Origin of the sequence: Halomonas sp. I1, from assembly GCF_032334135.1 — a bacterium.
Taxonomy (GTDB): Bacteria; Pseudomonadota; Gammaproteobacteria; order Pseudomonadales; family Halomonadaceae; genus Halomonas.
Map to the genome: position 1 here is coordinate 25983 of NZ_JAVXUS010000002.1, position 21576 is coordinate 47558.

Genomic DNA, 21576 nt, shown 5'->3' on the forward strand with positions numbered 1-21576 from the left:
ACCATGACCCAGATGCTCGGACCGGTGATGCTGGACCTCGAAGGCCCCCGGCTGCGCCGCGAGGAACAGGAACTGCTCCGACACCCTTCGGTGGGAGGTATCATCCTGTTCGGCCGCAATGTCGAGGATGCCGCACAGGTGCGCGAATTATGCCGGTCGATACGACGCGTCCGCCCCGAGGTGCTGTTGGCTATCGATCAGGAGGGTGGCCGGGTGCAGCGCCTGCGCGAAGGCGTGACGCGGCTGCCGTCGATGGCGCGCCTGGGGCGTGAATACGAAGTGGCTCCCGAGGTCGCCCGACGCCTGTGCCAGGATGCCGGCTGGCTGCTCGGCATGGAAATGGCAAGCTGCGGCCTGGACTTGAGCTTTGCCCCGGTGCTCGATGTCGACAGCGGCGTTTCCTCGGTCATCGGCGATCGAAGTTTCGGCGGTTCGCCGGAAGCCGTAAGCGGGCTGGCCGGCGCCTTCACCGACGGGCTTCACGAAGCCGGGATGGCCGCCGTGGGCAAGCATTTCCCCGGTCATGGCGGTGTCGCCGCCGACTCTCATCATGAATTGCCCGTGGACGAGCGCTCCCTTGCGGCCCTGCGCGCCCGTGATCTGGTGCCCTTTCGCGCCCTGGCGTCACGCCTGGATGGTATGATGCCGGCGCATGTGGTCTATCCCGACTTCGACCATCGTCCGGCGGGCTTTTCTGCGGCCTGGCTCGGCATGCTGCGTGAAACGCTTGGTTTCAAGGGAACGATCTTTTCGGACGACCTGAGCATGGCGGGGGCAAGTACTGCCGGTAGCCCGGCCGAGCGAGCTCGCCTGGCTCTGGAGGCGGGGTGCGACACCCTGCTGGTCTGCAATGACCGGCCAGCCGCCCTTGAAGTACTGGAGGCCTGTCGCGGACGAGCCTCAAAGCGTGCCGCCAGATTGCGTTACGGCCGCGCCCGTCCCGATCTCGATGCCCTGAGTGCCCTGGCGCGCTGGCGCCGCGTGCATGCGCGTCTCGAAGCCATGGCCGCCGACTGACATCCTTTCGATACTGCTACGACGAGCCTTCGATGCCTAAACTCGATGCTGATGCCCTGCCGTCCCTGGCCGACATGCGTGCGGTCATGGATAGCGCCGATTGCCTGATTTCTCAACAGGAGATCGAGCGTGCCCTGGACCGCATGGCCGAAGAATTGACCCGAGACCTCGGTGACAGCCTGCCGGTCTTCTATTGCGTCATGAACGGGGGCTTGATCACCACTGGACACCTGCTGACTCGTCTCGGCTTTCCCCTTGAAGTCGACTATCTGCATGCCACCCGCTATCGCGGCGGTACTCGCGGTGGGGAGCTGTTCTGGCGCGTGTCGCCGGAGATTCCCATGGCGGGTCGGCATGTGGTGATCGTCGACGACATTCTCGATGAAGGGTCGACCCTGGCCGCCATACTCGACTACTGCCGGGAGGCCGGAGCGGCGAGCGTTGCCACGGCTGTGCTCGTGGACAAGCGACATGACCGCAAGGCGGCACCCGGACTCAAGGCCGACCACTGCGGCCTCGAGGTTGCCGATCGCTACGTGTTCGGCTATGGCATGGACTACAAGGGGTATTGGCGCAACGCACCGGGCATCTTTGCGCCGAAGGACATGTAACGCGAGGCCGACCGGCATCGTTGCCAGGTGTCGGTCAGCTCTTGAACAGCGGCATGATCATGGCGTCAGTGCCTGACCGGCCGCTTCTGCAGCTTGCGCTGCAGGGTACGGCGATGCATGCCGAGGGCCCGTGCGGTAGCGGAGATGTTGCCGTCGTGCTCCTGCAAGACTTTCTGGATGTGCTCCCAGGTCAAACGATTGATCGAGGGAGGGGCATCCGCCACTTCGGCCTCCGGGTCGCCTTCCTCCCGGGATAGCGCTGCCAGCACTTCGTCTGCATCGACCGGCTTGCATAGGTAGTTGACGGCACCGAGCTTGATGGCCTCGACGGCGGTGGCGATGCTCGAATACCCCGTCAGCACCACCACGCGGCAATCCGGTACCCGCTCCAGCAATGCCGGCAACAGCTTGAGCCCCGACTCGTTCGCCAGCTTGAGGTCCAGGGTTGCGAACGCCGGGCGGTAGCGCTGGGCCAGGTCCAGCGCTTCGCTGCCGTCGTGGGCCACCAGGACCTCGAAGTTGCGTCGCGTCATGGCACGATGCAATACATGGCGGAACATCTCATCGTCATCGACGACCAGCAGGCGTTGGGGTGTCTCTTGCATGATCCTCAGGTCCTCATTCGGGCACCGGCTCAGGCCGAGGTGTCGCTACGCGGCAGGCTGACCTCGGTCAGAGTGCCGCCTTGCGGATGATTGTACAGGCTCACGCCTCCACCGAAGCGATTGATGGTGGCGTGGGTCAGAAACAGGCCGATGCCGAGCCCCTTGCTCTTGGTGGAGACGAAGGTGTCGCCGAGTTGATCGGCAATCGACAGGGCGACACCAGGGCCATGGTCGCGAATGTCGATGACCACTTCCTCGATGTTCCAGTCCATGTGAATGGTGATGTCGTTGGGATTGGCGTCGGCGGCGTTGTTGAGCAGGTTGGTCAGTGCCTGATCCAGAGTGGCATCCACGGCCAGCCTGGGCTGCCCCCGTCGCTCGGCGACTTCCAGGCGATGGTCGACATCGGGTCGCAGCACCAACCAGCGCTGTACAACGCTGTTCAGCCACTCCCTGGCATCTCGTACCTCGGCGCTGGCCATGCGACGGCGGTCCGCATTGTCGACCAGGTGGCGCAGGCGCGTCTTGCAGGTGTCGACCTGTTCACGCAACAGGTCGATATCCTTTTCCAGTCGGGCATCGCCGGCGGCGTCTTCGCGCATTTCGCTCAGCAGGACCGCCATGGTGGAAAGTGGTGTACCCAGTTCGTGGGCGGTACCGGCGGCCTGAGTCGCCACGGCCAGGACCTGCTCATTGCGCAGTGCCGACTCGCGGGTTCGTGACAGCGACTGTTCACGGTTGCGCAGCGCGCGCGCCATCTTGTAGATGAAGAAGGTCACCAGCCCCGCCGAGAGGGCGAAATTGAGCCACATGCCCAGGGTGTGCAGGTTGATCCAGCTCCTGGCGTGGGGCATGCCGAGTTGCGGGACCGGGTGGTAGAAGAACATCAGGAAGCTGTAACCGGCCATGCCGGCGGCGGCGACCGCCCAGGCATGGCGCCAGGGCAGGGTGGCGGCGGCGATGGTGACCGGTACCAGGTAGTAGCCGATGAAGGGATTGGTGGAGCCGCCGATGAGGTAGAACAGCAGCGTCAGGCCGACGATATCGGCGAGCAGATGAGCCAGGTACTCACTGTGCGTCACGGCCCAGGGGCGGCCCAGGCGCCACCAGGTACCGATATTGATCAGGCTCATCACCGCCATCACCGCGATCACCGCAGGGATGTCCAGCGCGAACCCGAGTCCGGCGATGCCGATGACGACGCCGATCAGAAAGCCGGTCCAGGTGATCCCTCGAACGATGGTCAAGCGGACCAGGTTGCGATTCGGGGTGGATAACGGCAGTGGCAGAGGGGCTTGCATGGTCGCTCCGCGATCGAGACAGGTGTCGATGATAACCGATCCTGCCTTGTCGTGGCCCGGATGCCGGGCGCGACGCTCTGTCGCCCCCGTGCCGCGGTGGCAGTGCATGGCGTGAAACCGGCCGTTATCGGGCCACGGCCTGTGCGTCCTGGTAGTCTGGCACGACTGTCCCTGGCATGGATGAGTCGGCGACCCTTCAAGGGTCACGCGGGTACCGTCTTGCCTCGCCAATTGCCACTCTCGGCCTTACGCTTCCCGTCGCTTCAGTTCGCTCCAGGCGGCATAGGTGCTCAGGAAAACGCGACCGGACAAGTCGTCGAGGAAGTGGCTCTTCTTGAGGCGATCCATCACCGGTCCCTTGACCTCGGCCAGGTGCAGGGTGACCCGGGAGTCCTTGAGGCGGGCATTGATGGCGTCGAGACTCTCCAGCGCCGAGGCATCGATCAGGTTCACCGCCGAGCAGATCAGCACCACGTGCTCCAGCTCCGGACGGCTGGCCACCAGGGTATAGACGGTATCCTCCAGGTAGCGTGCATTGGCGAAGTAGAGGCTCTCGTCGACGCGCAGCAGTGCCAGGTGGCTCAGGGTCTCGGCGCTGTGGCGCGTCACGCTGCGAAAGTGTTCGGTACCGGGAATCCGGCCTACCAGGGCACTGTGGGGGCGGCTCGTGCGGTACAGGAAGAGGCCGATGGAGAGTGCTACGCCGCTGATGATGCCGGCCTCGACCCCCTCGATCAATGTCAACAGCATGGTCAGGGCCATGGCCGAGAAATCGCTGCGTGAATAGCGCCAGGTCTGCCGGATCAAGGGGATGTCGACCAGGGTCAGCACGGCCACGATGATGGTGGCGGCGAGCGTGGCGACGGGCAGGTGGCGGAGCAACGGGGTCAAGGCCAGGGTGACCAGGGCGATGCCAACGGCGGCGAAGGCACCGGCCATGGGGGTTCGGGCGCCGGATTCGAAGTTGATCACGGTGCGCGACAGACCGCCGGTGACCGGCATGCCGGCAGAGAGGGCGGCGGCGATATTGGCGCCACCCAGGCCAAGCAGTTCCTGGTTGGGCGATATGCGCTCGCGGCGCTTGGCAGCCAGCATCTGCGCCATGGAGATGGACTCCACGAAGCCGACCACACTGATCAGCAGCGCCGGCACCAGCAACTCACGCCACAGGGGGAGGTCGATCGCCGGGAAGGTCAGGGGAGGCAGGCCTCCCGGCACGTCGCCGACCACATCGACGCCGAGCTCCCCGAGATCCAGCCACCAGCTGAGCAGGGTCGTAATGATGACGGCGAACACTGGACCGGCCCTGGCGCAGAGGGCGGCCAGCCCCCTGGATATGCCGATGGCGGTCAAGGCGCCCTTGCCGTAACGCCGCATGACGATGAGAAATGCCAGACAGCCGATGCCCAGGGCGAGCGTCGGCCAGTGCAGCGCATCGAGATGCGAGACCAGTCCCGTCAGCAGTGAAAGCGCCGTATAGCCCGAGACCTCGATGCCGAACAAGTGGGTGAGCTGGCTGATAGCGATCAACAGACCCGAGGCGGAAAGGAAGCCTCCGATCACCGGGTGGCTGAGAAAGTTGGCGAAGAAACCGAGGCGTAGAATGCCCATCACCACCAGCATGGCCCCGGACAGCAGCGATAGGACGAGGGCCGCATCGAGGTAGGCCGCGGAGCCCGGCGGCGCCACGCCGGACAGGGCCGCACCGGTCATTAGGGCGATGATCGCCACCGGCCCGACGGCCAGGGTGCGACTGGTCCCCAGCAGCGTATAGGCCAGCAGTGGCAGGATGCTGGCATACAATCCGACGACCGCCGGGAGACCGGCGAGGATGGCGTAGGCCAGCGATTGGGGTATCACCATGACGGTGACGATCACGCCCGCCAGCAGGTCGGCACCGAACAGGCGGCGGGTGTAGTGAGGTAGCCAGGTCAGTATCGGGAGATATTTCTTGAGCATCCGGGCCAGTCGCAGGTGGGAGAATCGGTAACCAGAACGCCTGACAGACTAAACGATCCGTCGCTCAGGGTCAGCGTCAGCACGCCGGTGAAGCGTCCACGTCTCGAGTCCGGTCAGGGGCGAGACGGTATCGCGCTCGGCCGATGGAAGGAGCGACGAACCGGGTTGGTGGCGTTGTCGTCCCGTTGGGCCCATGAGGACCGGTGAGTGGGGCCATCAATGGCATCAGGTTTCATTTGCCTCCCTCGGACGGCCTTGCCAGGCGGTCCAGGAGTAGAGGGCCAGGCTGCACCAGATCAGGATGAAGGTCGCCAGCTGCGTCGGCGCCAGGGGTTCGTTGAATACCAGCAGGGCGATCAGGAACTGAATGCTCGGGTTGAGATACATCAGAAACCCCAGGGTGGCCAGGCGCAGGCGCCGTGCAGCGCCGGCGAAGGCCAGCAGGGGCAGGGCGGTGATCACGCCGCTGGTGATCAGCAGCAGTGTACTGCGATGGTCGGCCAGGAAGTGGGACAGCCCGGCTTCGCTGAGCCAGGCGAGTGCCAGCAGGCCGAGCGGCATCAGCAACAGGGTCTCGACGAACAGGCCGGAGAGGCCATCCAGCGGTACCTGTTTGCGCAGCAGTCCGTAAGTGCCGAAGGACAGTGCCAGCGCCAGGCTGATCCATGGCACCTCGCCGAGCATGACCAGCTGGATGATGATGGCGATGCCGGCCATGGCCACGGCGACGCCCTGGAGACGGTGCATGCGTTCGCGCAGTACCAGCAGGCCGAGTGTCACGTTGATCAGGGGGGTCAGGAAATAGCCGAGACTCGCCTGGAGCACCTGCCGGCTTTCCACGGCGTAAATGTAGAGGCCCCAGTTGAGCCCGATCAACACCGCGCAGGCCAGTACCCGACCAAGGCGGCGCGGGTGTCGCAGGGCCTCGGTGACCGGGGACCAGCGACGCAACAGGGTGACCAGTCCCACCAGGAAGACGCAGGACCAGAGGACGCGGTGGATGAGTACTTCATAGGCGGGGATGCCTTCGAACAAGGCGAAGAAGAGCGGAAAGCACCCCCACATCAGGTAAGCGGCGAGGCCGAAGCCGACCCCCTTGCCGGCGTCGGGGGAGACGCTTTGATTCCTTGGCATGTTAAGCTTCCTAAGAATGTCCGTCCTATCATAGGGCCGGTATCGCTTCGATGCCATGGCTGCGCGATGCCGGTGTCTCGGTTAGGCTGAATACCAACCCTGGTCCCGATGATGGAGTCCCTGTATGAGCGAGCTGCGAACGACCCTGGTGCAGTGTGATCTGCGCTGGGAGGACCCCGATGCCAACTGCCGGATGCTCGAGGAGACGCTGGGCGGCCTGGAGGGTGATCAGACCGACCTGATCGTGTTGCCGGAGATGTTCGCCACGGGGTTCACCATGAACTCCAGAGAAATGGCCGAACCCATGAGCGAGAGTGCGACCGTCGCCTGGCTGCGTGACCAGGCCGTGCAGCGTGGCTGCGTGGTCACCGGCAGCGTGGCGGTGGTCGAGGAAGGCGAATATTTCAATCGTCTGATCTGGGCGCGACCGGACGGCAGCCTGGTGAATTACGACAAGCGCCACCTGTTTCGCATGGCCGGTGAACACGAGCGTTACGCCATGGGCCATGAGCGGGTGATCGTCGAGCTCAAGGGGTTCCGGATTCTGCTCAGTGTCTGCTATGACCTGCGCTTTCCGGTCTGGCTTCGCCAGCAGCCGGCTCCCGGTGAACACTTCGAGTATGATGCCTTGCTGTGTGTCGCCAACTGGCCGGCGCCGCGCCGTCACCCCTGGCGTGTGCTGCTGCAGGCGCGTGCGGTGGAGAACCTGTGTCCGGTGGTCGGCGTCAATCGTGTCGGCGAGGACGCCAAGGGGCTCGGCTACGCCGGCGACTCCATGCTGGTCGATGCCAAGGGTGAAGCCCTGATCGATGAGCCCGAGGGCCTGCCTTTCGTGAAGACCGGGACCTTGTCGCTTGAAGATCTGCAGGCCTTTCGCGAGAAGTTTCCCGCCTGGCGGGATGCCGATCATTTTACCCTGTCGGACGGAGTCGGTGACTGATGCGACTTGATCGCTTCCTGGCGGAAAGTACCGACCTGACTCGCGGGCTGGCCAAGCGGGCCTTGATTCGCGGCGAGGTCACTGTCAATGGTGAGCTGGAGAAGAAGGCGGCTCGGCATGTGGCGGAAGCCGACCGGATCGTCTGGCTTGGCGAGCCCCTTTCTCTGGTCGGGACGCGCTATATCATGCTTCACAAGCCTGAAGGGGTGGAGTGCACGGCTCGACGGGGTCTCTATCCCCGCGTCGTGGATCTGCTCGATGTTCCCAAGCTCGAACGCCTGCAGCCTGTCGGGCGGCTCGATGTCGACACCACGGGACTCTTGCTGATCACCGATGACGGGCAGTGGTCGCACCGTATCACCTCACCACGCCGGCGCTGTCCCAAGACCTATCTAGCCCACCTGGCTCGGCCCCTCGAGGGTGACGCGGCCAAGCGTGCGGTGGACGCTTTCGCCGAAGGCGTCAAGCTCGACGGAGACGACACGCCGACTCGACCGGCCGAGCTGACCTGCCTGGATGATCACCGCGTCAGGCTGGTCATCGACGAGGGGCGCTACCATCAGGTCAGGCGCATGTTTGCCGCCATGGGTAACCATGTCGAGACCCTGCATCGCGAGTCGGTGGGCGAGCTGGTGCTCGATGACACCCTGGCACCGGGAGAGTGGCGAGAATTGAGCCCCGAAGAAGTCGCGCTTTTCTGAGGGGGCCGCCAGGTGTTGACGCTGGTCCCGAGCGTTCAGGCGTAGACGTGGGTTCGGGCCCTACCGGCATGCTTGGCGGTATAGAGTGCCTTGTCGGCGAGCCCCACGAGGGCCAGGGGGTCGTCGGCATGCAGGGGATAGGACGCGATGCCACAGGAAATGGTGACGGTGCCCACCGGCGTTTCCTGATGATGATGGACGGTACAGGCCAGTGCCTCGAGCAGGGTCTGGGTACGTTCCTGGACGTCACTGGCCTCGGTGTCATGCATGAGCACCGCGAACTCTTCACCACCCAGCCGGCATATCACGTCGGCCTCTCGAAAATGCTGTGTCAGGCGCTTGGCGATGGCCGCCAGGACGCTGTCACCTGCCTCATGTCCATACAGGTCGTTGATCCGCTTGAAATGATCGATATCGATCATTACCAGGGTCAATGGGTAGCCCTGCCGCCGTGCCTGGGCGGCGGACTGTTCCAGTAACTCGGTGAAGTAGCGGCGATTGTGCAGCCCGGTGAGAGGGTCCGTGTAGGAGAAGGTCTCGAGCCGCTTCACCAGGGTCTGCAATTCTCCGGTCCGTTGGGCCACTTCCTGCTCAAGGCGCAGGTTGAGGCGCTTGAGCTCCTTATGGGTACGGCTGTACTCGAACAGCGAGATGGCCACAATGGCCAGGACGAAGACCAGGGCGCCGGTGCTGACCGGGACCCGCCACCATGGCAGCAGGCCATGGGCTACCGCCATGTCTGCCACCAGCAGTAGACCGAAGAGTGCGTGGCTGGCCAGGATGGCTTTCTGTTCTGCATCGAGCTGGCGCAGCCGCGGTGCGATGATCATCGTCAGCAGGCCGAGGCTGGCGATCAAAAGAAGATCGAAGATCGGAAACGTGGTGGAGAGGTTGACCCACCCCGCCAGGGCCGCTCCCAATGCCACGACTAGGTAGAGCAAGTGGAATTGCCAGATGCGCCGGATCAGTCGCGTCCGCGTATCGGTATACCAGTGTTCCAGCAGCAGGCCAATGGCGATCGGCAGTGTGTAGTAACCGCCGGCGGCGAGATAGTCCCACAGCAAGGGACGCTCGATCAGCAGCTGGCTGGCCTGGGTGTCGGCCAGGATCATGATCCCCGAGGCGCATCCGAACAGGGCGACGGGAGCGAAGTTGTAGCGTGTGCCGGACTGGATCACGGTGAAGACGCCGGCCAGCAGGGCGAGCAGGAGGCAGGTGAGGCTGATGATCAGGTCGACGGCGGAGTGTCGCAGCAGGTAGCCGAGCAGGTCGGCGCGCTCCATGAGCTTTATTTCGCCCCACAGACCGATATCGGTGTAATTGGAGTAGATGCGAAAATAGAGTGGCTTGCCGGCGAAGTCGAGGGGCAGTTCGATCATATGCCATGGCCAGCCTGCGAAGCGGCCTTCGCCACGGTCATCGAAATTGAAATCGCCGTAGCGGTAGATTCGCTCTCCTTCCAGGTAGACCTCGGTGATCAGGTCGACACTGTAGATGTAAAGCACAGGATCTCGCCACTCGCCTTCCGCCGGCACTTCCGCCGGCAGCGTCGTGCGGAACCAGGCATGGTGGCGGCCGTTGCGGCCCGGCGGGTTGGAAGGGAAGCCGATAGCCTGCCAGGCGGTATCATCAAGAGTGTCGCTGGCCCAGGCGGGTGCTCCGTTCTCGTCGATGGGAGACTCCCCCCAGCGATATTCCCAATGGTCCGTCAACGAGATGATCGAGGCCTGGGCCGACGCCATCAGGCAGAGCAGGAACAGCGCTAGCATGGCCTGCCACGACAGACAGATGAATTGACGCATATGGCGTTCTTCGACCCTTGGCTCCCTTCGAGCCAGTATAGGTGGGACCATGAAAGGTCGAACTGTGCAGATTTAACGGTTAGGCCGAGTCCGAGCGAACGTTATTTATACCGTTATCTTTCTCCGTTGCAACAGTGAGGCCTTCGACGAAGAGAAAAATAGCGGCCGGGGCCGCTATTGCTGGAGATCAGGCAGCCGCTCTCGGAGGCCTGCGGCTTCCACCAGGGCCTTCGTGTAGTCCGTGGCGGGCCGTTCGAGCACATCGAGACAGTCGCCGCTCTCCACGACCTGGCCGTCCTTGAGTACCAGAATGCGATGCGCCATGGCGCGTACCACGGCCAGATCGTGGCTGATGAATAGATAGCTGATGCCGCGCCGGCGCTGCAGTTCACGCAGCAGACTGACGAGCTGTGCCTGAACGCTGCGATCCAGGGCCGAGGTCGGCTCGTCCAGCACCACCAGCTCGGGCGCCATGATGATGGCTCGAGCGACCGCGATACGCTGTCGCTGACCGCCGGAGAATTCGTGCGGATAGCGCGAGGCGCATCCTTCGGGCAGGCCGACTTCCTTCAAGGTATCGTTGACGCGTTGCTGCACTTCCTCGGCGTCCAGTTCGGGGTGGTGGAAGCGAAGCCCCTCGCTGATGATGTCCGATACCGGCATGCGTGGCGAGAGTGACCCGAAGGGGTCTTGAAAAACGACCTGAAAGCGCCGTCGTTGACGGCGCAGGTCGCCACCGGCCAATCGGTCCAGCCGGGTACCGTCGAAATCGAGGGAGCCGCGACACGGAACGAGACGCAGCAAGGCCTGAGCGAGTGTGCTCTTGCCGGATCCCGACTCGCCGACGATGCCCAGGGTTTCGCCGGGGGCGACATGCAAGTCCAGTGGCTTGACCGCTTCGAAAGGCGCAGGACGACGCTGGAAGAGTCGCTTTGGCCGCTGGAAGCTCACGCTGATACCGCGGGCATCGAGCAGAGGCGTCCGGGGAGCAACGGGGGTGGGGCGGCCGCTCGGTTCGGCATCCAGTAGTGCCCGGGTGAAGGGGCTTTTTGGCGAGACGAACACATCCTCGACGCGACCGCTTTCCTGAGCACGTCCCTGGTGCATGACACAGACGCGGTCGGCATGCCGGCGTACCAGGTTGAGATCGTGGGTGATGAACAGCATTCCCATGTCCTGTTCATCGCGCAGCTCGGCCAGCAAGGCGAGAATCTCGAGCTGCACTGTGACATCCAGTGCCGTGGTCGGTTCGTCGGCGATCAGCAGTCGCGGTCCATTGGCGATGGCCATGGCGATCATGACGCGCTGGCGCTGGCCCCCGGAGAGTTGGTGAGGCCAGGCATCGAGCAGTTCCGCTGCACGCGGCAGGCGCACGCGCTCGAGCAGCTCATGGCATCGCCGCCGCGCGGCCTGCCCCGTCAATCCCTGGTGTAGGCGAAGGACTTCACTGATCTGCTTGCCGACGTTATGCAGGGGATTGAGGGAGGTCATGGGTTCCTGGAAGACGAAGCCGACGCGTCCTCCCCTGACGCGTCGCCAGTCACGTTGTGACAGGCCGGTCAGATCGAGGCCGTCGAGCTGGCGCCTGCCGCTGAGCGACGCATTGGCAGGCAACAGGCCCAGGGCGCCCAGTGCCGAGATGGACTTGCCGGAGCCGGATTCACCGACCAGAGCCAGGGTCTCGCCGCGCCTTACCTCAAGGGACAACGATTCGACAACTGGAAGGCCATCGAAAGCGATGGTCAGCTCATCGAGCTGGAACAGGGGCTGGTCAGACATCGTGCGAAATCCTCGAGCCGGCAGGGCCGGCGCCGGCATGCTGGATATGACGGGGATCGAAGGCGTCTCGCAGGCCCTCGCCGATGAAGACCAGCAGCGAGAGCATGATCGAGAGAGTCATGAAGGCCGTGATGCCGAGCCAGGGAGCCTGGAGGTTGTTCTTGCCCTGGGCGACGAGCTCGCCCAACGAGGGGGACCCTGGCGGCAGGCCGAAGCCGAGGAAGTCCAGTGCCGTCAGCGTGGTGATGCCGCCGGTGAACAGGAAGGGGATGAAGGTCAGGGTGGCCACCATGGCATTGGGCAATACATGGCGCCACATGATCAGACGCGATGGCAGGCCCATGGCCCGGGCGGCACGAACATACTCGAGGTTGCGGGCTCGCAGGAACTCGGCACGTACCACGTCGACTAGCCCCAGCCAGGAAAACAACAGCATGATACCGAGCAGCCACCAGAGGTTGGGCTCGACCATGCTGGCCAGGATGATCAGAAGGAACAGCACGGGCAGGCCCGACCATATCTCGGTGAGGCGCTGTCCGACCAGGTCGATCTTGCCACCGAAATACCCCTGGACACCGCCGATCAGCACGCCAAGGGCGATGGAGCCGGCGGTAAGCACCAGGGCGAAGATCACCGATAGTCGGAAACCGTAGATCACCCGGGCCAGGACATCGCGTCCCTGATCGTCGGTACCCAGCCAGTGCTCCCCGTCCGGTGGTGATGGGGCAGGGTGCGTCAGCGTCATGTCCAGGGTGTCGTAGGAATAGGGGATGGGCGCCCAGAGCATCCAGCCGTCTTCCTCGATGGCTTTTCGGGTATAGGCGTCGCGATAGTCCGCCGGTGTGGGCAGAAATCCCCCGAACTCGGTATCGGGGTAATCGATGACCAGTGGGACATACCAGTCGCCCTGGTACTGCATCAGCAGTGGCTTGTCATTGGCGACCAGTTCGGCGCCCAGACTGATCACGAACAGCGCCAGGAACACCCATAGCGATACCATGGCGCGGCGATTCTGCCGGAAGACCTCTAGCCGGCGGCGCGTGATGGGAGACAGCCGGGAAGTGGAGGCATGCGTCATGGTCATCAGGACTCTCGCGTCTCGAAATCGATACGTGGATCGACCCATACATAGGTGAGATCCGATATCAGTTTCAGGATCAGGCCGATCAGGGTATAGAGATAGAGGGTGCCGAAGATCACCGGATAATCCCGTTGCATGACGGCCTCGAAACCGAGCAGGCCGAGGCCGTTGAGGGAGAAGATGACCTCGATCAGCAAGGCGCCGGTGAAGAAGATGCCGATCAGTGCCGATGGCAGTCCGGCGATAATGATCAGCATGGCATTGCGGAAGACATGCCCGTAGAGCACGCGTCGGTCACTGGCGCCCTTGGCGCGGGCGGTGAGCACATATTGCTTGTGAATCTCGTCGAGAAAGCTGTTCTTGGTCAGCATGGTAAGAGTGGCAAAGCTGCCGATGGCTGAGGCGGCGACCGGCAGGCTGATATGCCAGAAATAATCCTTGATCTTGCCCCAGGTCGAAAGGTCGGCGAAATCCGGTGACGTCAAGCCCCGTAGCGGAAAGACGTCCCAGTAGCTACCGCCGGCGAACAGCACGATCAGCAGGATGGCGAACAGAAAGCCGGGAATGGCGTAGCCGACAATGACCAGCCCCGAGGACCAGACGTCGAAGCGCGAGCCATGCATGAGTGCCTTGCGGATCCCCAATGGTATCGATATCAGGTAGACCAGCAAGGTCGTCCAGAGGCCCAGAGAGATCGAGACCGGGAGGCGCTCGAGAATCAGGGTCGTGACGGCCTTGCCGCGAAAGAAGCTTTCGCCGAGGTCGAAGGTGGCGTAGTCGACGATCATGTCGAGGAAGCGTTCCGGTGCCGGCTTGTCGAAACCGAACTGGGTTTCCAGGCGTTCGATAAGCTGTGGCGGTATGCCGCGGTTGCCACGGGAGTCACCGCTTTCGACCACCTCGCCTCCGCCACCCTCGAGTCGGGTGCTGGCTTGCGTGGACAGGCCCTCGAAACGCGCCAGCATCTGGTCGATGGGGCCGCCGGGGGCGGCCTGGACGATGATGAAGTTGAGCAGCAGGATCCCCAGTAGCGTGGGGATCATCAACAGCAGGCGGCGCAGGGTATAGGCAGCCACGGCATGTCCTTAGCGATGATGTCCGGATGTCGTACGACAAGGGTAGGGTGTAGAGGAGTGAGGCGTGAGGGGGAAACGCCCTGAACCTGACTCCTTACCCTCCTCACTCCTCACCGATTCTGCTGACGCGCCTCGACTTCGGCGGCACGTTGCGGGTCGACCCACCAGGCATCCAGGTCCAGGGTGTATTCCGGGAAGGGCTCTTTCCAGCCGAACTTGTCCCAGAAGGCCAGGCGGGTCACCGGCAGATGCCATTGGGGGATCACGTAGAAGCCCCAGCGCAGGACCCGGTCCAGCGCCCGGGCAGCGGTGTCAAGGTCGGCACGCGTGTCGGCGGCGATCAATCGGTCCACGAGCTCGTCGATGACCGGATTTTCCAGCCCGATGAGATTGCGACTCTGCGGAGCGTCGGCGTACTCGCTTCCCCAGAAGTCGCGCTGTTCGTTACCCGGGCTGGCCGATTGTGGAAAGCTGCCGACGACGATGTCGAAATCGAAATTACGCAGACGGTTGAGGTACTGGTTGACATCGACGACGCGTATCTTGCCCTGAATGCCGAGCCGTTTCAGGTTGCGCAGAAGCGGTTGTACGACGCGCTCGAAGCGGGTGTCGTGCAGGAGTACCTCGAGGCGAAGGGGATCGCCTTCGGGGGAGATCAGGGTGTCGTCGCGATAGGTATAGCCGGCTTCTGAAAGCAGCTCATGGGCGCGCCGCAGGCGGGCGCGCTGCTCCTCGGGCATGTCGATGGGCAAGGGAGCATCGAAGACACGCTCGGGCAGGGCATCACGATGGGGATCGAGCAGTGCCAGCTCGGCGTCGCTGGGCAGTCCTTCGGCGGCCATCTCGGAGTTGGCGAAGAAGCTGTGGGTACGCTGGTAGGCGCCATAGAAAAGGTTCTTGTTCAGCCAGTCGAAGTCAAAGGCAAGGTTCAGGGCCTCGCGAAGGCGGATATCCTGAAACTTGTCTCGCCTCAGGTTCATGACATAGGCCTGCATGCCGGCGGGTTGACCATCGGGGACTTCCAGGCGTTTGACGAAGCCGCCATTGGCGGCAGGGAAATCATAGCCTGTTGCCCAGTTGCGGGCCGAAGAGCCGATGCGCATGTCCAGGTTGCCGGCCTTGAAGGCTTCCATGGCCACCGAGGCGTCGCGGTAATAGTCGAAGACGAGCCGGCCGATATTGTGCCGTCCACGATTGACCGGAAGGTCCCGCCCCCAGTAGTCATCGACGCGTTCGTAGACGATGCGTTGGCCGGGGGAAACCTCGACGATTCGGTAGGGGCCCGAGCCGAGCAGGGCATCCTGGGTCGGTTGGGTAAAGTCACGACCCTGCCAGTAATGAGCGGGCAGTACCGGCATCTGCCCCAGGATCAGGGGCAGTTCGCGTGACTCGCTATCGGCCAGGTCGAAATGGACGGTATCTTCGTCCACGGCGTGAGCATCGGTCACGTCGGCATAGTAGGCCCCGTAGAATGGCTGGCCGTCTTCGGTGAGGGTCTCGAAACTGAATATCACGTCTTCGGCCGTGACCGGTGTGCCGTCGTGAAAGCGTGCTCGAGGGTTCAGGTCGAACTCTACCCAGTGCCTCTGTGGATCGAGGCGGATGCCGGAGGCCAGCAGGCCATACATGGTGAAGGGTTCGTCCGGGCTTTGGGTGAGCAGGGTATCGTAAGTTTGGCTGAGCCCGGCGGCCGGCGTGCCCTGGACGATGTACGGATTGGTCGAGTCGAAGCTGCTGCCGGTGGCGGCGCGGGTCAGGGTGCCGCCGACGGGGGCATTCGGATCGACATGAGGGAAGTGCGAGAAGTCTTCGCCCAGTGCCGGTTCGCCGTACAGGGCCAGGGCGTGTCGCGTCGGGACATCGGCGGGGTCATCGGCCATGACGGGCAGGCTGGCCATGACCACCAGCAGTGACAGGAGCAGTCGCATCATCAGAGAGGGTCCTTTCCCGGTATCGAGAAGGCGCGGAAGGGAAACGCTGCACAAAGGTCCATGCGGGCAAGTTGCTGGCTTGTCGCCAGCCGCTCTGGCGAAGCCCGTTCGGCCCGTCCAGAAGGCGGTTCAAGCTCGCTCCTGGCGAACCTGTTCGTGGTGCTGGTGCGCCAGCCCGGTCAGAATCCTCACCGGTACCGAACAGGCTCCGGTGCTTTCGCTCCGGGCGCCTTGTGCTTTGCTCCGCTCGCCGATTTGTCCAGCGTTTCCCGAGGTCGCGCCTTGTTCTTATCTACCGGAAAGTGTCAGTTGCTGCCCCGGTTGTAAAGCATCGGGTTGGTCGAGGCCGTTCCAGCGAGCGAGGTCGGCGGCCGCCAGGGCATGCTGGGAGGCGATGGACGACAGGGTGTCACCTCGCTGGACCACGTGGATGTCGGCGGAGTCGACTGTACCATCCATGGGAGATGTCCCGAGGCCGGCCACAAGGCGTTGGGCATGCCCCATCGGCACCAGGAGATCGCCCCCTCGGTCGGGGTGCGCGACATCGCCACGAAGGCCGGGGTTGAGCCTGGCCAGGCGTGGTCTGGAGACCCCGGCCAGGCGCGCCGCTTCGTCCAGGGTGACGCGACGGGTCACCGGCACTTGAGCGAAGGCCGGCCCTCCCTCGATATCGGGAAGCTCGACACCATAGCGCCGGGGCTCGGCGATGATCGCGGCGATGGCCAGCAGCTTGGGGACGTAATCCATGGTTTCCGCCGGCAGGTTCAAGTCCCAGTATTCGCCGGCATGGCCTTGAGACTGGGCGACCCGCCGGGCCTGGTTCACGGTGCCGGCGCCGGCATTATAGGCGGCCAGGGACAGCTCGATGTTGCCTTCGTACCATTGGTCGGCCTGCATCTCGATGTAGTCCAGCGCCGCTTCCGTTGAGCGTACGACGTCGAGTCGACCGTCCCAGGCATTATTGAGCCGGAGGCCGAGGGCCTCCCCGGTACGCGGCATGATCTGCCACAGGCCGGCGGCACCGAAGTGACTGCGGGCCTGCGGATCGAAGGAGCTCTCGACAAAAGGGACCAGGGCGATCTCGCCGGGAAGCCCTCGCGCTTCGACCTGCTGGATGATCCAGGTCAACCAGGGGCGGGCGCGCTCGGTGATTTCGGCGATATTGCCAGGACTCGAGCGGTATTCGTCGATCCAGTGCTGGACCCTGGCATGGCCGGCATCGGCGCGCCACTGGTCTCGCCACTCGAAACTGGCCCGCAGGCGCTTCCAGGCATCCCTGGGTTGAAGGTCGAGAGCGCCCCAGAAGGTCGCCAGCGACCGTGAACGCCCCTGGGTGGCGTCTTTCTCGGAGGTAGCGTCGAGAGTGGGGCGTTCGGCGGGCAGGGTCGCGGCTTGACTGTCCAGGCTATAGGGAATGGCCGCCAGCAGGGCGCCGACCAGACTCAGCGAGCTGGCGAATCCGAACAGGCGTCCGCGCAGGGTATGATAGGTCATGCAAGGGTCTCCGGGGCGCCGGGGCTCGGTACGTGCTGTGTCGAGCCGGTCGTCCAGCGGCCCTTTTCAAAGGGCGTTACCATGTGGCTTTTCAGAAGGAGTCCTTCCAGGCGCGCAGGGTCGTGAAGGTGGCCAGCCGAGTATCGGTGCTGCCGTGTTCGGTGGCGGCTTGTCGCACGCTTTCCTCGCCGCAGCGCAGGAAGGGGTTGATGCGGCGCTCCCGGCCCAGGGTACTGGGCAGCGTGGGACGCTCTAGCTCCCTGGCGCGCAGGCATTCGTTTTCGGCCTCGATCACGTCCCGGTTGTTCGGGTCGGCCGCCCTGGCGAAGCGCAGGTTGGCCAGGGTGTACTCATGGGCGGCGAATACCAGCGTTTCCTCGGGCAGATCATCGAGACGAGAAAGGGAGTGATGCATCTGTTCGGGAGAGCCCTCGAAAAGGCGACCGCAACCGGCGCTGAACAGTACATCGCCACTGAACAGCAGGGGTGGTATGCCGGCGGTGAAGAAGGCGATATGGTCGAGTGTGTGACCGGGCAGTTCCAATACCTCGAACAGGCGCCCCATTACCCGAATTTCGTCGCCATCGCCGACGCGCTCGTCGATCCCCTGAATTGAGGGGTTGTGAGGGCCGATGACACGAGGCGAGTAACGCTGGATCAATTCCGCAAGCCCGCCGGTATGGTCGGGGTGGTGATGAGTGATCAGGATCGTGCCGAGCGTCAGGCCTTCGCGCTCCAGCCATTCGATCACGGGGGCAGCATCACCGGGGTCGACCACGCAGACACTGTCGCTCGTATCCTGGCGAAGTAGCCATATATAGTTGTCGCTGAAGGCTGGAATGGGTGTCACGCTCAACATGGACTCGTTATCCTCGCGCCTTGACCGGGCTCGACGATGTCGAGGGTGCCGGACCCGGGGCAAATCGCAAAAAGTGTAAACTGTGGAGAGAAGAGCGGATCATGTCAAATTCGCGGGAGGCGGTAGCACTGGCGCGATTGGCCAGAGAAGGGCGCCGATACTGGGCCTGTGCGTCGGGGCAGGCGATCTGGCGTGCCGAGCGCGCCTGCATCGGGCCGCTGTGCGAGCGCTGGTTCGGCCCCCATGCCCTGGAGCTCGGCTTCGGGCCCGCGCTGACGGACATGTGTCCGGTGCATCACTCACTGCATTGGGCACCGACGGAGGCGCTCGCCGAAACCCCATCGACCCTTGTCTGTCCGCCCGATGCCCTGCCATTGCCCGATGGTTGCCTGAACCTGGTGGTCGTGCATCATCTGCTCGAGATACTGCCGAACCCTCATCATGTGTTGCAGGAGGCGGCGAGGGTCACTGCCGACGAGGGACACCTGGTGCTGTTCGGCTGGTTGCCGTTCGGTATCGCAGGGTGGTCCCGCGTCTGGCCCGAACGGCGGCGCCATCTCCCGGGGCGAGGACGCTGGCGCGGGCCGGCCCGGCTGCGTGACTGGCTGACGTTTGTCGACTTCGAGACGCACCGGGTAGACTACTGCGGCTTTCGTCTGCCCGGCGGCCTGGCGCGCAATGCCGTGCTGGAAACCGTTGGACGGCGGCATAACTTGCCGCTGAGCGACTGCTACATGATTCATGCCCGGCGCCGCTCCCAACTGGCCCAGCCCCGGCGCGGGCGGATGTCCTTTGCACCGTCGCTGCCCGGTTCCGCCCTGGGGGGCGCCACGCGGCTCGGGCCACAACCGGAAAGGGTGACAGAGGGTGAATGACGAACCGCCACAGGTGGCACTGAGCGATGTGACGATCTATACCGACGGGGCCTGTCGAGGCAATCCCGGACCGGGAGGCTGGGGAGCCCTGCTGCTCAGCGGTGATCACGAGAAGGCCCTCAAGGGCGCCGAAGCCAGGACCACCAACAATCGCATGGAGTTGATGGCGGCCATCATGGCGCTGAGCGCTCTCAAGCGTCCCTGTCGCGTCGCCCTGTGGACCGATTCCGAGTACCTGCGTCGGGGCATTACCGAGTGGATACATGGCTGGATCAAACGCGACTGGAAGACCGCCGCACGCAAACCCGTCAAGAATGCCGAGCTGTGGCGCGACCTGCACGAGCAGACCCGTCGGCATCATATCGAATGGCACTGGGTCAAGGGGCATAGTGGTCATCCCGGCAATGAGCGGGCCGATGCTTTGGCCAATGAGGCCATCGACGAGATGCAGGCCGACGGCTGACGCGCCGACTTTTCCCACTGCCGAGCAACGAGCACGAGACACGACATGCGCCAGATCATCCTGGATACCGAGACCACCGGCATTGATCCTCGCGATGGCCATCGCCTGATCGAGATCGGCGCGGTGGAGATGGTCAATCGACGATTGACCGGCAATACCTATCATCAGTACATCAACCCCGAGCGCGATATCGACGCCGAGGCCGTGGGGGTCCACGGTATCACCAACGAAAAGGTGGCCGACGAGCCGGTATTCGCCGAGGTGGCGGATGCTTTCTGGGCCTTCATCGAGGGTGCCGAGCTGGTCATTCACAATGCCCCTTTCGATGTCGGTTTCATCGATCACGAGCTCACCATGCTCAACAAGGCGCGGAGCGAGCCGTCGCTGGGTCCGGTGGCCGAGCATTGTCGTATCCTGGATACGTTGCAACTGGCTCGGGACAAGCATCCCGGGCAGCGCAACAATCTGGACGCACTCTGCAAGCGCTATGATGTCCAGAACGGACATCGAGTGTTGCACGGTGCCTTGCTGGATGCCGAGATCCTGGCCGATGTCTACCTGGCCATGACCGGGGGGCAGACCGCCTTGTCGCTGGACGCTTCAGCCGGCGATGACACCGGACAGGTCGACAACAGTGGTGGCTTGAAGATAAGGCGCCTGTCGCTGTCACCGGGGCAGCTCCGCGTTCGTCAGCCGGACGAGTCGGAGTGGCGGGCGCACCGTGACAAGCTGGCCGGTATCCGAGAGGCGTCGGGGCAGTGCCGATGGGACGGCCTTGAAGGATGGCCCGGGAAGCTCCCCGGGGGGGACGTCTGATGCTGAGGCGTGCGCTGCCTCATGGCGCCGAGTCCGGACGCCTGATCCGTCTCGCCGAGGGGCGCATCGCACCGGCCTCGGATGGTGGACCCCTGCAGTCGACGGCCTCTTGGCACGCAGACGTGCAGCCGCTTTGCTGGTGGTGGGGAGAGCCCGTGGGGCTGTCGCTTGAAGAGCGGGCGGGTGACGACTGGCTGGACGGTCGGGACTGGCTGGTACGGCTGCCGGGCGACTGGTTTCCGCTGGTTTCCACGGCCCTGCAGGTCGGAGCCTGGTTGCGCAATCACCGTTTCTGCGGCCGTTGCGGGGCGCCGTCATCGCGGCTCGACAGTGAGTTTGCCATGCAGTGCGCGCAATGTGGTCAGCGCAACTACCCCCGCATTTCGCCGTGCATCATCACCCTGGTGACGCATGGTGAGTCGATGCTGCTGGCGCGGAGTCCGCGCTTTCCCGCCGGCCGGTATTCGACCCTGGCGGGATTCATCGAGCCGGGGGAGTCCGCCGAGGAAGCCGTACGTCGCGAGGTCGAGGAAGAAGTGGGGGTGGCCCTGGGCAGGCTCCGCTACTTCCAGAGCCAGGCCTGGCCCTTCCCGCATTCCCTGATGCTTGGCTACTTTGCCGAGGCGGCCAGCCGGCGGATTCGTATCGATGGCGTGGAAATCAGTGATGCCGCCTGGTTCACGCCCAGGCAATTGCCCAGGCTGCCACCGTCGTACTCCATTTCCCGCGCCTTGATCGATACGCATCTCGCGGAGGTCGGCGCCAGGGCCTGAACAGGCCCGGCAAGACGCAGGAGTCGGCCCCCTCACTTGGCGGGAAACAGGCTGGTGAGCCTGGTGGCCAGCATGACATTGCCCGTGGCTTTCAGCTTGCCGGTCATGAAGGCCGTCATGCCGTTGATCTCTCCGGACATCACGCCTTTCAGTGTCTCGGTGCTCAGGCTAAGGCTGACCGAGGGGTCCTCGTGTTCACCGGTGCAGATCTCGAGCTCTCCGTCCACGACCTTGAGGTAGTGATCCTCGGCGTCGCTGAAATGAAACTGAAAGATGTCGTTCATGCCCCGGGCGGCCTGGGCATCGAAACGGTCATGAAGTTTGTCGAAGGTGGACATGGCGGGGTCCCTGTGGGTCAT

The 21576-nt window shown here is 63.9% G+C and carries 20 protein-coding genes; 8 read left to right on the forward strand and 12 right to left on the reverse strand.

The genetic code is table 11. The annotated features are described in order from the left end of the window. The first annotated feature begins 3 nt into the window (after nucleotides 1-3). Both nagZ and RSO41_RS03120 read left to right on the forward strand, forming a co-directional pair. Nucleotides 4-1017: a beta-N-acetylhexosaminidase gene (gene nagZ / locus RSO41_RS03115; RefSeq protein WP_315617619.1), complete on the forward strand. Its 1014-nt coding sequence runs from the start codon at nucleotides 4-6 to the stop codon at nucleotides 1015-1017. 32 nt (nucleotides 1018-1049) lie between these two features. Next, nucleotides 1050-1628, forward strand: a complete 579-nt coding sequence (locus tag RSO41_RS03120) for a hypoxanthine-guanine phosphoribosyltransferase (RefSeq protein WP_315617620.1) — start codon at nucleotides 1050-1052, stop codon at nucleotides 1626-1628. Between the two features lie 65 nt (nucleotides 1629-1693). On the opposite strand, the gene RSO41_RS03125 is transcribed toward RSO41_RS03120, so the two are convergent. The 4 genes from RSO41_RS03125 to rarD all read right to left on the reverse strand — a co-directional run bounded on the left by RSO41_RS03125 (nucleotide 1694) and on the right by rarD (nucleotide 6627). Next, nucleotides 1694-2233: a response regulator transcription factor gene (locus tag RSO41_RS03125; protein WP_315617621.1), complete on the reverse strand. Its 540-nt coding sequence runs from the start codon at nucleotides 2231-2233 to the stop codon at nucleotides 1694-1696. A gap of 29 nt (nucleotides 2234-2262) precedes the next feature. After that, nucleotides 2263-3534, reverse strand: coding sequence for an ATP-binding protein (locus RSO41_RS03130; protein ID WP_315617622.1), 1272 nt, complete (start codon nucleotides 3532-3534; stop codon nucleotides 2263-2265). A gap of 246 nt (nucleotides 3535-3780) precedes the next feature. Next, nucleotides 3781-5493: a sulfate permease gene (locus RSO41_RS03135; protein ID WP_315617623.1), complete on the reverse strand. Its 1713-nt coding sequence runs from the start codon at nucleotides 5491-5493 to the stop codon at nucleotides 3781-3783. Nucleotides 5494-5718: 225 nt separating this feature from the next. Next, a complete protein-coding gene (gene rarD, locus RSO41_RS03140; protein ID WP_315617624.1) occupies nucleotides 5719-6627 on the reverse strand; it encodes an EamA family transporter RarD in 909 nt (302 codons plus the stop codon). 124 nt (nucleotides 6628-6751) lie between these two features. Here rarD and RSO41_RS03145 point away from each other — a divergent pair, with 124 nt between their 5' ends. Continuing rightward, nucleotides 6752-7567: an amidohydrolase gene (locus tag RSO41_RS03145; protein WP_315617625.1), complete on the forward strand. Its 816-nt coding sequence runs from the start codon at nucleotides 6752-6754 to the stop codon at nucleotides 7565-7567. After that, nucleotides 7567-8268: a pseudouridine synthase gene (locus RSO41_RS03150; RefSeq protein ID WP_315617626.1), complete on the forward strand. Its 702-nt coding sequence runs from the start codon at nucleotides 7567-7569 to the stop codon at nucleotides 8266-8268. Before RSO41_RS03145 ends, RSO41_RS03150 begins: the two co-directional genes overlap by 1 nt. Nucleotides 8269-8303: 35 nt before the next feature. Here the strand turns inward: RSO41_RS03150 and RSO41_RS03155 are convergent, their stop codons facing one another. From RSO41_RS03155 to gloB, 7 genes are all read right to left on the reverse strand, one after another. Next, entirely contained in the window at nucleotides 8304-10070 is a 1767-nt protein-coding gene (locus tag RSO41_RS03155) for a GGDEF domain-containing protein (RefSeq protein WP_315617627.1), read from the reverse strand. A 174-nt stretch (nucleotides 10071-10244) separates the two neighbouring features. Beyond that, nucleotides 10245-11849 (reverse strand): dipeptide ABC transporter ATP-binding protein, encoded by a 1605-nt coding sequence (locus tag RSO41_RS03160; protein WP_315617628.1) that lies wholly within the window; start codon nucleotides 11847-11849, stop codon nucleotides 10245-10247. Then, entirely contained in the window at nucleotides 11842-12927 is a 1086-nt protein-coding gene (locus RSO41_RS03165; protein ID WP_315618057.1) for an ABC transporter permease, read from the reverse strand. Before RSO41_RS03165 ends, RSO41_RS03160 begins: the two co-directional genes overlap by 8 nt. A gap of 5 nt (nucleotides 12928-12932) precedes the next feature. Further along, complete coding sequence (locus RSO41_RS03170) at nucleotides 12933-14006, reverse strand: microcin C ABC transporter permease YejB (RefSeq protein WP_315617629.1); 1074 nt, start codon at nucleotides 14004-14006, stop codon at nucleotides 12933-12935. A gap of 110 nt (nucleotides 14007-14116) precedes the next feature. After that, nucleotides 14117-15937 (reverse strand): extracellular solute-binding protein, encoded by a 1821-nt coding sequence (locus RSO41_RS03175; protein WP_315617630.1) that lies wholly within the window; start codon nucleotides 15935-15937, stop codon nucleotides 14117-14119. Nucleotides 15938-16225: 288 nt separating this feature from the next. Next, the gene (locus RSO41_RS03180) at nucleotides 16226-17431 is read right to left on the reverse strand and encodes a transglycosylase SLT domain-containing protein (RefSeq protein ID WP_315617631.1); all 1206 of its coding nucleotides are present in this window, start codon (nucleotides 17429-17431) and stop codon (nucleotides 16226-16228) included. 91 nt (nucleotides 17432-17522) lie between these two features. Next, complete coding sequence (gene gloB, locus RSO41_RS03185) at nucleotides 17523-18290, reverse strand: hydroxyacylglutathione hydrolase (RefSeq protein ID WP_315617632.1); 768 nt, start codon at nucleotides 18288-18290, stop codon at nucleotides 17523-17525. A gap of 101 nt (nucleotides 18291-18391) precedes the next feature. On the opposite strand from gloB, the gene RSO41_RS03190 reads away from it, so the two are divergent. Genes RSO41_RS03190 through nudC form a run of 4 tightly spaced genes read left to right on the forward strand, consistent with a single transcriptional unit; the run spans nucleotide 18392 to nucleotide 21217 of the window. Then, nucleotides 18392-19165 carry a methyltransferase domain-containing protein gene (locus tag RSO41_RS03190; protein WP_315617633.1) on the forward strand — a complete coding sequence of 258 codons (774 nt, stop codon included), beginning with the start codon at nucleotides 18392-18394 and terminating at the stop codon, nucleotides 19163-19165. Beyond that, nucleotides 19158-19628 (forward strand): ribonuclease HI, encoded by a 471-nt coding sequence (rnhA, locus tag RSO41_RS03195; protein ID WP_315617634.1) that lies wholly within the window; start codon nucleotides 19158-19160, stop codon nucleotides 19626-19628. The genes RSO41_RS03190 and rnhA overlap by 8 nt, the downstream gene beginning before the upstream one ends. 45 nt (nucleotides 19629-19673) lie before the next feature. Then, nucleotides 19674-20444: a DNA polymerase III subunit epsilon gene (dnaQ, locus tag RSO41_RS03200; RefSeq protein WP_315617635.1), complete on the forward strand. Its 771-nt coding sequence runs from the start codon at nucleotides 19674-19676 to the stop codon at nucleotides 20442-20444. Continuing rightward, on the forward strand, nucleotides 20444-21217 hold the full coding sequence (gene nudC, locus RSO41_RS03205; RefSeq protein ID WP_315617636.1) for an NAD(+) diphosphatase: 774 nt from the start codon (nucleotides 20444-20446) through the stop codon (nucleotides 21215-21217). The genes dnaQ and nudC overlap by 1 nt, the downstream gene beginning before the upstream one ends. Before the next feature lie 32 nt (nucleotides 21218-21249). Here the strand turns inward: nudC and RSO41_RS03210 are convergent, their stop codons facing one another. Beyond that, nucleotides 21250-21555 (reverse strand): SCP2 sterol-binding domain-containing protein, encoded by a 306-nt coding sequence (locus RSO41_RS03210; protein WP_315617637.1) that lies wholly within the window; start codon nucleotides 21553-21555, stop codon nucleotides 21250-21252. Nucleotides 21556-21576: the final 21 nt, after the last annotated feature.